Consider the following 11,549-nt stretch of genomic DNA (forward strand, 5'->3'; position numbering starts at 1 on the left):
GGGCCGACATGTTGTTACCGCGCTTAAGCAAACCCCGGCGCGGAACACGTCCCCGTGAGTGCCGGCTCGCCGAAGCCACGACTGCCGTTATTTGAATTTCGAAAGAGCCACTTCTTTCAAGTTCGATCACAAACAAGCCAAAGTAGTAAAAACACGTACAAAAGTAAATTCATAGAAAATTCACCAATCACGATTTGAGCACTGCGACAAATTGGCAAGTTGATACGTATCAATGCTTTCAAAACGATTGTCTGTTACCTTAGGTAATTCAGACGAGGAGGCATTCTTTATGGCATCACAGGCAACCGCATCTGCACGCAAACCCGCAAACGGCAAGGCGCAGGCTCCCAAGACAACAAAACCCAAAGCGGCAACACGGCAGAAGAAAGCGCCTGTGGCAATCGTGGATGAGGCGGGCACCAAACCCGATGCGGCAGAGCACCACCCAACGGGTGCCGAGCTCCGGCATGTGCTCGCCGAGATGCGCCACTCCACCGAGGCCATCCAGAATGTTTTTGAAACCGGTGAATATCCCTATGCCACAAAGATGCGTCGCGCGGCCTATGAAAAACGCAAGGCGAAACTGCAGGCGGAACTCCTGAAAGCCCAGAAATGGATCCAGGACTCGGGCAAACGTGTGGTCCTGCTGTTTGAAGGCCGTGATGCTGCCGGCAAGGGTGGCACGATCAAGCGCTTCATGGAACATCTGAACCCGCGCGGTGCCAGCGTGGTCGCCCTGCAGAAACCGTCGGAAAGCGAGATGAGCCAGTGGTATTTCCAGCGCTACATCGAACATCTTCCGACCGCAGGCCAGATGATCCTTTTCGACCGGTCCTGGTACAACCGCGCGGGCGTTGAGCGGGTGATGGGCTTCTGTTCTCCGTCGCAATATCTGGAATTCATGCGTCAGGCGCCCGAGATCGAACGCATGCTGACCCGCGACGGCATCCTGCTTTTCAAATACTGGTTCTCCGTGACCCAGTCGGAACAGCGCCGCCGCTTCAACCAGCGCAAGACCGATCCGCTCAAGCAATGGAAATTGTCGCCGATCGATATGGCTTCCCTCGACAAGTGGGACGACTATACCGAAGCCAAGGAAGCCATGTTCTTCTACACTGACACTGCGGATGCCCCCTGGACCATCGTCAAGTCGGACGACAAGAAACGCGCACGCCTGAACTGCATGGAGCATTTCCTGAACGCCCTGCCTTATCCGGACAAGGACCGGCGCATTGTCGGTCAGCCGGACCCGCTGATCGTCGGTTCCAGCCAGCATGTCATCGGCAAGGACAGCCATATCCTCGGCAAGACCCTGCACCCGGACACAAAGGGCCGGCGCAACGGGGACGGATCCCACCCGAACGCCTGAGCAGCCATGACCTGATCGAGACAAACCCGTCCGCCGGCCCGGCAGGCGGGTTTTCTTTGCGCGGCGCGCCGCGTTTGCCGCCCACCTGCTACACCAAGAACTCACCCTTCATCCGCAGCGCCGCATATCCGCCGACCGAGACGCTTGTGATCTCTCTACCGGCAGTGCCAAGCACGGTACGCACGATGCTCGGCCGACCCATCTCAAAGCCCTGTTCGGCCACCAGGACCGCTGTTCCGCCGGCGCCCGGCAACAGGTTCTCGGACCGGAACATGTCGCAGGCAAGCGCCCCGTTGGTGGTGCCGCTCGCCGCCTCTTCCGGATCGCCGACACCGTGGCAGAGATCGCGCAGGCGCACCTTGGCCTTGCCGAGCCCGGAGGCCTGTCGGCACCAGACACCGATCGTGTCGATCGACCGGTCGCGGCAAAAAACGCGCAAGGCGGTGTCATCGGGCCGGATCGACGCAAGCGTCTCCAGATCGGCCAACTGGACAAAGACGTGACGCAGGGCCGTCGAGGACGCGGTGACGCGCCAGACGAGGTCCTGCTCCAGCCCGAGCAGCGGGGCAATCTCCTCCCGCATTACCTCGTTCCGGTCGAAGGAGGGCAACGGCTGGTGCAGGGTCACGGCGCCATCCGACGTCACCTCCACGCCGATCTCACCGGCAGCAGTTTGCTGGATATAACTGCCCGGGCCGATCCGGCCGTCTTCTTTCAGGGCTACAAAGATCGCCAGGGTGACATGGCCGCACATATCCATTTCAGAGCGCGTGGAATGGAACCGTGTTTCATAGCGCCCGTCGGAAAGCTCCCTGACAAAGCCTGTCGTCGGCGCACAAAGATCCGCCGCAATGCGCTGGCGGGCCGCCGGCCAGAGCGGCATGTCTTCAAAGACGACCGCTCCCATATTGCCGCCGGTTTCATCGGCGGCAAAGGCGGCATAAAGACGGACGGGCAGGCTTTCCATTATGGGCTCGACGACAGGTGACAACACCGCCATCCGATCATGGCAAGCCTGCAGAGGCAATTGCGGAGGCGCGTTTTCCAGAGAATGCAGTTTGCCCGTTGGCAACTTCGTTCCTCTGCCACTTCAGTCGCGAAACAGCTCCATTCCGCTGCCGGGATGGCAATGGAAGACAGAACTTGCTAAACTGCTCAGCTACGCTGCGTGGTGGGACACAGCGGCAGGAGCCGAACCTGCGGACTTGTAGTTCTGCCGGCATCCGTCCCGGGCTTTTTTTCAACGCAAGGCGGCTTACCGCCTTGCGTCCTTTCTTTTCTTCCAGAACGGCTCCATGTCGCCGGCCATGATGCAGCCATAGGGATCGATGTAGTCCTCGATGTCGGCGAGGCCGTATTTCTCGATCTGGGCGACCACCGCGTCCGCCTTCTTGTAGCCGGACGGCAGTTCGGAGATGTCGATGCCGTCCTCGAAGAAGCGGATGTCGAGCCCGTCCGTTTCCGCCTTCAGCATTTCTTCCGGCGTCCTCGCCGAAGAGCGGCGCTTGTGCTCGGAGCGCGAATAGTTGCGCCCCGCCCCATGCGGCGAGAAGCCGAGTGCGTGGCCCGCATCCTTGCCGCGCACCACCAGAACCGGCTCGGCCATGTTGAGCGGGATCAGCGTCAGCCCCGTGGCATCGGCCGCATATCCGTCCCAGGCCGGGGTCGCCCCCTTGCCGTGATAGAAGAGCCCGTCCCGTTCGAAGACGAAATTGTGCTCGTTCCAGAACCGATCACCGGCTGCCGCCCCGCTCACCTCCACCGTTGCCTGGTGAATGGCGTTGTGATTGGCCTTGGTCCATTTGCGGATCAGCTGCAGGGCCTCCCAATAGGCGACGCCTTCCTCGCTGTCGGCCGGGATCCAGCCATTCTGCTTCAGCGTTTTCGGCGACAGCTTGCGGCGGAACTTGTCCGCGACATTGATGCCGATCTTGTAGAGCCCAGCACCCGGCCCCCGAGACCCGTGGTGGGTGACCATCGCGGTCCTGCCGGTCTTGCGCGATACGCCGACAAACAGGAAGTGGTTGCCATCCCCATGCGTGCCCAGATGCTCCTGCGCCATGCGCAGGATCTTCGGGTTGCTCAGGAATCGGTTCTCCCGGAACTTGTCGAACAGGCTCGTCGACATGGTGAAACGCTGACCGTTCGGCCGGCCGCCGGCACCAAAATGGGTCACGGACTGGGCCGCGTCCAGAACCGCCTTCGGGTCGGCGTCCTGAAACTCGGTCATCATCACTGAACAGCAGATGTCGGCGCTGTGCATGCCCGGATGGATCGCGTTGCGGGCCGCGACCACACCGCCGACCGGGATCGTCCCGAGCGGGCCTGCCGGACAGGCATCCGGCATGATGGCACCCGCCTCGATGGTCGGCGTGCGCATCAGCTCGGTCATGTGATGCAGGACCGCTTCCAGGTTGGCCTTTTCGTCCGCGCTTTCCGCATCCAGGTTGACGTGGAACGGCTTTTCGCCAGAGGCAGCCAGCGGCAGGGTCGGTGCCGGTTTGTAGGCTTCCAGCATCTGACGCACGGCCTCAAGCGATTCCCCGCGATCCAGCGCGTCCTGCCCATCACGCAGGGCAGCCCCGAAGGCCTTGCCCGGCAGGTGTCCCCAGGTCGCCAGCATGTCGCTGGTGAGTTTTTCGGTTTCCGTTTCCATAATCATCTTCGTCTCTTCTTTCCAATGGGCCCGGCGGCAAGCGGGATAGCAAGACCTTTCCGCATATGTGCGGGCCGGGCTCGAACCGGCAATGGCCAATGTAGTCCTGCCGGCATCCGCCAGGCGTCGCGGGGCAAGGTTTGGCAGGATGATCTTTCCGCCACCGGATTGCTCCGGGCCGGATTTGAACCGGCACGGGGACGGCTCACCGTGCCCCTCCCGGCCTTGCCGGGTGCGTCTACCTGTAATCCTGCCGGCATCCCCGAGACCGCAGCACAGCCGCGGTCAAGTTGCCGTAACTTCAAAAGTGCCGGTCAGGGCGGCAAGGAGGTGCAGAACACTTGGCGCCTGCTCTTCCTATTGAGCTACGCTTCTCCTTTCGAAAAAGCGGCGGGACTTGAACCCGCAACCTGGCGATTAACAGTGATGTAGTTCTGCAGGCATCCGCCCTGACCGGCGGTCTGAAAAGGTGGCGGCAAGTTTGTGACAAGACGGCGAGTTCCAAAGCTGTAGTCCTGCCGGCATCCGCCGTGAATACTATCTGTCCTGTCTCCTTTGTGCGGCCTGCGCCGCGGGTCCAGTCGTCATGTCGGTCCGGTCAGGGCGACAAGGTGGGTGCAAAACGTTCCTGCTCTATCCGATTGAGCTACGCCGCATGAAGTGGTTGCGGCGGCGGGATTCGAACCCGCAACCTGGCGATTCATAGTCGATGTAGTTCTGCAGGCATTCGCCCTGACCGGTTTAAATTGGATGGCGGCAAGGTGGTGATGAAACAAGCGCCGGTGTCCTTCCTCGCTGGACGACATCGCAGGTTCGCGATGGCGTGGCCCGACCCACGCGTCTCCGGTGTGGATGTAGTTCCATCGGCATCCGCCACGGTTTGAAATCTCCCGGGAAATCCAGGCGACAAGTTTGAAGAAACATCGGGGGTCCCGCTCGAGCCTAAGAGCGCCTGCAAGGAGGGGAGTCGAACCCACTCGGACTGATCCCATGGTGGAGCAATGTAGTTCCTTCGGCATTCGCCTGTATCTTCCGGTGTACGCGGCGGGCGGATTGCCCGCCGCGTCATTGCTTGTGTCAGGTCAGCTCGATCGCTTCGATCTCGCCGACCCACTGGTCCACATTCATTCGGTCTTCGGCAAAAGCCGCGATCTGGTCGAACACCGCGTCGGAGAAGCCTCCGACATTGAGGATGTCCGGCCTGGAAACCGCCTGCGCCGTGCCGTAAGGCGCGATATCGATGCACACCAGCTTGGCGTCCGGGTTCCGCCTTTTCAGCTTCTCCCATTCCCGCATCACGCCCGTGGACGCACCCCGGTGAACACCGGCCCAGGACTGGTTGTCCGAGACCAGGATGACAAGGTCCGGCGCACGGCCCTTCCTGTTCAGCCAGGTCAGCGGCGCTGCACAGTTCGTTCCGCCGCCCCATTGCTCGGTGAGCTTTTGGGCATTGGTCAGGATCGTGTCACGCGCAGTCAGCTTGACCTCGCGGACATCCACCTCGAACGGCAGCACGGTCGCGCCGCGGTTACGCCTCAGGACGGCGGCCGAGATCAGCGCGGCAACATCGACGCAGCGCGTCACCGTGGTCGCTCCCTTCCTGTAGCCGGTCACCGGCGACACCATGGACCCGGAGACATCGGGGCAGACGACAACCTGTCCCTTGAAGGCCGGCACGTTGGCAACGGAGATTTCCATCGCATCGTGCAGGGCCTCGCGGATTTCGGCCGGCATCTCGCCCGACAGGGCCTGGTAGGCCGTCAGCAGCTGATACGGGAACACCCGCGCCTTCCTGATCCGCTTCGGATCCCTCAGGATATTGGCCACCATCCCAACTGCCTTGGCCTTGAAGAACCGCCCACCTTCGAAGACGCCGTGACGCAGGAAGGTGTTCAGGTTCATGCGCACCATGGTCCAGCTTCCGCGCTCTGCCAGCGCGGTCCAGTCTTCCCGGGTGAGCGGCAGGTGCGTCAGCATCTGGAACGGCACGTCCGGGACCCTGCGGCCCTTTGGGTTTTCCTTGAAGGCTACATAGTCACGCACTTCAACCGGCAGCTTCTCCACATCGCACGGCTTTCCGATCAGCCAGGCAAACAGGGCTTCCCGCTCCTGATCGCGCGGCTTGGGGTGCACCATCTTGATGACATCCGCCAGGGACGGGTCATTGCCGATGCTGGCCTGAAGCAGCTGATAGGTGCTGGCCGTGTTCAACCAGGCACGCACCAGGGCCTTCGGCCGGGTTCCCAGAGACTTACGCCCGGTCTGACCGGACCGCATGATCTGCACGAAGTTGCGCAGCATCTTGCCGTCGGTCACGACCATCGGAAATGCCTGGGCAAACAGCCCGGTATCCCTGGAGGCAAGAACGGCCAGCAGCAGGGCCGGCAGGTCTTTCATGTGACCCTTCTGGCGGGCATAGACCGCCGTCCTGGCCAGGAAAACATCCGGCACGGCCCCCGCCGCCGCCAGCACCTGGTCCAGTTCCATCTCGGCGCTCTGGTAGAACAGGTCTCCGATGGAGCCGGTCGCCGCCAGTTGCGCAAGCTTCTGGCGATCCTCATAGAGATAGGCGCGGCCACCAGCCAGGTTCCTGGCATCGGCCTTTTTGGCAAGGCGCCCCCTCTGGGAGGCAAAAAGCATTTTGTTCGCCATTTTCTGCTCCTCGGACCCAGCTGCCGGGCAGCTGTGTCTCTCGTGTTCGTTTCGAGAAGGAGAATGCCTGTCGGCGTGACGGACAAAAACAAAAAATGCAAAATCAGATAAAGAGCTGATTTATATAGATTATTTTGTTTATTGACATTTATGACAGTGGATATTTCTATACCACCAGATAGGGAATTATAAAATTGAATAGCGATCTGAAAAAGAACGTGGTCATCGGCTTTCTCGGCACCCAACTGGATGCCGGCAAGAAGCGCCGCTGGCGACCGTCCATTGCCGTCACCCAGCACGGTGCCTTTCCGGTGCACCGGCTGGAACTGCTGCACGACAGGGCGTTCCACCGCCTCGCCCATCACGTGAAGCGCGAAATCGAGGAGGCCAGCCCGGCCACCGAGGTCCTGCTGCAACAGGTTGATCTGCGCGATCCTTGGGATTTTCAGGAAGTCTATGGAGCGCTGTTCGACTTTGCCCGCGATTACGGCTTCGACGAGGATCGGGAGGACTATTTTGTCCACCTGACCACCGGCACCCATGTGGCCCAGATCTGCTGGTTTCTGCTGACCGAATCCCGCCATGTTCCGGCCAAACTGGTGCAGACCTCGCCACCGCCCCGCGACGCGGATGACGTCACCGGCAATTACAATATTGTCGACCTGGATCTCTCCCGCTACGACGCCTTGCAGCAGCGCTTCGACCTTGTGGCCGAGGAATATAATGCGCTTCTGAAGGCAGGTATCGAGACGCGCAACTCCGGCTTCAACAGCCTGATCGAACGCATCGAGCTGGTCGCGACCAACTCCGATGCCCCTCTGCTGCTGCTCGGCGATACGGGGACCGGCAAAAGTGAGCTCGCCGAACGCATCTACGAACTCAAGCTGCAGCGGCGGCGCGTGAAGGGGCGCCTTGTTCACGTCAACTGCGCCACGCTGAAAGGCGAACGCGCGATGTCCAGCCTGTTCGGCCATCGAAGGGGCGCTGTCGGCAGCGGCAGCTCCGACCGGCGTGGCCTTCTGCGTGAGGCAGACGGCGGCGTACTTTTTCTGGACGAGATCAACGAACTCGGGCTCGATGAACAGGCCATGATCCTGCATGCGGTTGAAACCGGCCGGTTCCTGCCGCTCGGTTCTGATCATGAAATCACCAGCCGGTTCCAGCTGATCGCCGGCACCAACAAGAATCTCGGTCACCTGGTGTCCGAAGGAAAGTTCCGGCCGGATCTCTATGCCAGGCTCAATCTCTGGACCTTCCGCCTGCCGTCCTTGAGTGAGCGGCGCGAGGATATCGAACCCAACATCGAATTCGAGCTGAACCGTTCCGAACGGCTGCTCGGCAACCGGGTCGGCTTCAACGCCGATGCAAGGGCGCGATATCTGGACTTTGCCACATCGCCCGGCACGGCCTGGCCCGGCAACTTCCGCGACCTCGGCGCGTCCGTGCAGCGTCTGTGCACCCTGGCCCCCCGGGGACGCATCACACTCGCCCTTGTCGACCAGGAAATCGACGCCCTGGAACGGCAATGGTCGAGCGCGGAGATCAATCCGGACGATGCACTGCTGCAGACACTGATCGGGGACCGCCTTTCGGAGGTCGATCCGTTCGACCGGGTCCAGCTGGCCTATGTGGTTCGCATGTGCAGGAAGAGCCCCACCCTGAGCGCAGCCGGCCGCGTGCTCTTCGCCGCCTCCCGCGCCACCAAGACCAGCCGCAATGACGCCGACCGGTTGAAGAAGTATCTCGACCGGTTTGGCCTGAGCTGGCCGGATGTCGTCGAAAACGACCGATAAACTGTCACTCACAAACTCGTCACAAAATGCCGGCGCCATTTTATTTCCATGTGATCGCCTCCGTTCCCACTTCAGGGCTGCAACGACATTCTCATCTGGGAAGAGAGACGACCATGACCATGACCACTTCGGAGACACGCCCGGCCGTTTCACTGCCGGCACTCAATTTCAACACGCTCGGCCTGATGTTCATCTCAGGTTTTTTTGCCACCATCGCCTTTGACTTCTGGGGCCAGATCCTCAGCCCGGGCCTTGGCTTTGCCAACCTCTCGCCCCATGGCCTTGCCCAGAGCCTGCTTGGCAGTCTCGGCCTGCCCAACAACGCCTTTGCCGGTTACTTCGTGCACTTCTACGTGGTCGGTCTGATCGGCTATCCGCTCGGATGGATGTTCATCTTCGCTCCGCTCTGGCAGCGTGTTGTCGGTGACACCCACTGGTTTGTCCCCTCCGCGATCTACGGTTTCGGTCTCTGGATCTTTGCCATTGGCGGCATCACCTCCCTCGCCGGTCTGCCGTTCTTCCTGAACTTCACCGGCATCGTCTGGGTCGCCCTCGTCGGCCATGTGCTCTACGGCATCGTGCTGGTCGCCATGCTGAAGCTGATCGAGCGTCAGAACGCCGCCTGATTTCCAGCAGCAACTTCACTCAAACAAACAGCGCGCCCTCGTGGCGCGCTTTTGTGTTTTACCTGGTGCGATTGAGCGACCCGCTGTCAATCAGCCGCCGGCCACTGCTTTTCAAGCAGATCCGCTCCCGTTCGTCCCGCCTCCAGGATGGCTTCGGTGGCCTCGCCGTTTTCCGCCAGGCGCGCCAGCGTGACCGTGCCGACCATGAGCGCCAGCAATGCCGTCCCCTGAGCCGCTGCATCGCCGGTTTTCAAAAGCGCCGACACACGGTCAACCGCCGCCAAGCCGTCACGCCGCGCGGCCTCCTCGCCCCGGCTGAGATCGATTGCCAGAGCCGCCAGGGGGCAGCCGTCTCCCCGATTGTCGACATGACATTTTGACAGATAGGTGTCGATATAGTCGCGTCGGGCCCTCGTCTTTTGCGCGTCGTCCGGTGCCTGCTCCATCTCCGTCAGCACATCATCCACCGCCTTGCGGAACGCTGCGGAGACCAGTTCGTCCTTCGATCTGAAGTGCCGATAGAAGCCGCCATGCGTGAGCCCGGCCGCCTGCATCACATCCGATACGCTGGTTGCGTCGGTGCCTTCCTCGCGCAGCATACGCGCGGCAGCTTCCAGTATCTTGTTGTGAGACTTCTGCTTTTCAGCTTCTGACATGCGCGGCATCGGGGCGCCTTTCTCCAGGGCTTGACAATATAGATTTCACCTATCATCTATATTTATAGATTACAACCATCATCTAAAAGGTGTCCCGTGCCCTCAAAACCGAAAATTCTCGTCACCAGCGCCGGTGGAAAGACCGGTCTGCCCGTCACCTTGCAACTGCTTGAAAAGGGATTCCCGGTGCGTGCATTCCTGCGACGGCAAGATCACCGCGCAGACCTTCTGGAGCGCGCCGGGGCTGAAGTCTTCGTCGGCAATCAATATGCACTTGCCGACATGCGCAAGGCGATGGCAGGGGTTCGGCGCGCCTATCAGTGCGCCCCGACCGCACCGAACGGGCTGCATTTCAACGCGGTCTTCACGGTCGCCGCCAATGAAGCCGCTCTGGAACATGTGGTCACACTCGGCCAATGGCTGAGCAGCACCGAACACCCGTCCCTTTTCACACGGGAAGTCTATCTCTCCGACGCGCTGATCCGGCTGGCGCCACACATGACGGTCACCTCTGTCAATCCGGGCTGGTTTGCCGACAACTATCTGATGGTGATCGACATGGCGGCCCATCTCGGCCTCTTCACCATGCCGCTTGGCCCGGGCCATGAGAAGAAGAACGCACCGCCCTCCAACGAGGATATCGCGCGTGTCGCCGTTGCCGCGCTTGCCGATCCGGACCGTCACGCAGGCAGGACTTATCGCCCGACCGGGCCGGACTTGATGTCGCCGGACGAAATTGCTGCAGCCATGGGACGCGCGCTCGGTCGCAAGGTCAGGTACCAGAACATCTCGAAGAAGATGATGACCAAGGCGCTGCGCGCAATGCCGCCCTCGAATTATTCCGAGGCTGCCGTCTCCCAGCTCGCCATCTACGCAGAAGAATACCGGCGCGGCGCCTTTGCGGTGAGTGCGCCGACGCGGCATGTCGAAGACGTTGGTGGCCGTGCACCGGAATCCTTTGAAAGCATCACCCGCCGGCTGGTCGCCAGACGTCCGGAACTCCGCCGGAGCATCTCCCGGACGGCCCGCGCCCTGTTCGGTTTTACCAGGATCGCTCTGACCCCGGCGCTCGACCTCGACCGCATTCAGTCAAGCCGCGACTACGTTCGCCTCGAAACCCCGCGTTTTGCGCAGGAAACGCCGGACTGGGTCCAAAGCCACGACCTCACCCAAGCCCCCACTCTTGCAACCCGGGTCGCCTGACCCACTCAAACAAGGAGAATTTTATGACCAGCACATCCGTTCTTTTTGAGCGTAATGCCCAATTTGCCGAAGGCTTCGACAAGGCAGACTTGCCGATCTTGCCCACGCTCAACATGATGATCGTTACCTGTATCGATGCGCGGGTCGACCCGGCTCACGTGCTAGGTCTGGACCTCGGCGAAGCAGTCATCATCCGCAACAATGGCGGGCGCGCCACGCGTGCCGTCATTGAGGAAATCACTGTTCTTTCCGCCATGCTCGGCAAGTTGAACGGCAGTGCTCCGGCCTTCGATGTCGTCCTCATGCAGCACACCCAATGCGGAGCAGAGAATTTCGCCAACCCTGAACTGCAGGCAATGCTGATGGAGAAGTTCGGCATCGATGTTTCAGACTCCGCCATTACCGATCATGAGCTGGACCTGAAAGGGGATGTCGAAAGGTTGAGGGATGCAAAGGGCATTCCCGGCTCCGTCACAGTCTCGGCTGTGCTTTATGACGTCAAAACGGGCCGCCTGTCGGAGATCGCCGCCCCGGCAAAACTTGCTGATCTGCGCCAGGAAGCGAAGGCGGCCTGACAGCTCCGGGGAGGCCCAC

Annotated in this window: 9 protein-coding genes; 5 read left to right on the forward strand and 4 right to left on the reverse strand. The window is 61.0% G+C overall.

Annotated elements, in window-relative coordinates; translation table 11 throughout:
- Positions 1-289 precede the first annotated feature (289 nt).
- Positions 290-1,369, forward strand: a complete 1,080-nt coding sequence (gene ppk2, locus ACO6TG_RS10030) for a polyphosphate kinase 2 (protein WP_422378048.1) — start codon at positions 290-292, stop codon at positions 1,367-1,369.
- Between the two features lie 88 nt (positions 1,370-1,457).
- On the opposite strand, the gene ACO6TG_RS10035 is transcribed toward ppk2, so the two are convergent.
- From ACO6TG_RS10035 to ACO6TG_RS10045, 3 genes are all read right to left on the reverse strand, one after another.
- Positions 1,458-2,336, reverse strand: a complete 879-nt coding sequence (locus ACO6TG_RS10035; RefSeq protein WP_422378049.1) for a PhzF family phenazine biosynthesis protein — start codon at positions 2,334-2,336, stop codon at positions 1,458-1,460.
- A gap of 288 nt (positions 2,337-2,624) precedes the next feature.
- Entirely contained in the window at positions 2,625-4,025 is a 1,401-nt protein-coding gene (locus ACO6TG_RS10040) for an RtcB family protein (protein WP_422378863.1), read from the reverse strand.
- A 1,077-nt stretch (positions 4,026-5,102) separates the two neighbouring features.
- Entirely contained in the window at positions 5,103-6,677 is a 1,575-nt protein-coding gene (locus ACO6TG_RS10045; protein ID WP_422378050.1) for a vWA domain-containing protein, read from the reverse strand.
- A 206-nt stretch (positions 6,678-6,883) separates the two neighbouring features.
- On the opposite strand from ACO6TG_RS10045, the gene rtcR reads away from it, so the two are divergent.
- A complete protein-coding gene (rtcR, locus tag ACO6TG_RS10050; protein ID WP_422378864.1) occupies positions 6,884-8,470 on the forward strand; it encodes an RNA repair transcriptional activator RtcR in 1,587 nt (528 codons plus the stop codon).
- 113 nt (positions 8,471-8,583) lie between these two features.
- Positions 8,584-9,096 carry a hypothetical protein gene (locus tag ACO6TG_RS10055; protein WP_422378051.1) on the forward strand — a complete coding sequence of 171 codons (513 nt, stop codon included), beginning with the start codon at positions 8,584-8,586 and terminating at the stop codon, positions 9,094-9,096.
- 86 nt (positions 9,097-9,182) lie between these two features.
- On the opposite strand, the gene ACO6TG_RS10060 is transcribed toward ACO6TG_RS10055, so the two are convergent.
- On the reverse strand, positions 9,183-9,761 hold the full coding sequence (locus tag ACO6TG_RS10060) for a TetR/AcrR family transcriptional regulator (protein WP_422378052.1): 579 nt from the start codon (positions 9,759-9,761) through the stop codon (positions 9,183-9,185).
- 87 nt (positions 9,762-9,848) lie between these two features.
- Here ACO6TG_RS10060 and ACO6TG_RS10065 point away from each other — a divergent pair, with 87 nt between their 5' ends.
- Together ACO6TG_RS10065 and ACO6TG_RS10070 are read left to right on the forward strand one after the other, a co-directional pair.
- On the forward strand, positions 9,849-10,955 hold the full coding sequence (locus tag ACO6TG_RS10065; protein WP_422378053.1) for an NmrA family NAD(P)-binding protein: 1,107 nt from the start codon (positions 9,849-9,851) through the stop codon (positions 10,953-10,955).
- Between the two features lie 23 nt (positions 10,956-10,978).
- A complete protein-coding gene (locus tag ACO6TG_RS10070) occupies positions 10,979-11,530 on the forward strand; it encodes a carbonic anhydrase (RefSeq protein WP_422378054.1) in 552 nt (183 codons plus the stop codon).
- The last annotated feature ends 19 nt before the right edge of the window (positions 11,531-11,549 follow it).

Origin of the sequence: Roseibium sp., assembly GCF_965233565.1 — a bacterium.
GTDB lineage: Bacteria > Pseudomonadota > Alphaproteobacteria > Rhizobiales > Stappiaceae > Roseibium.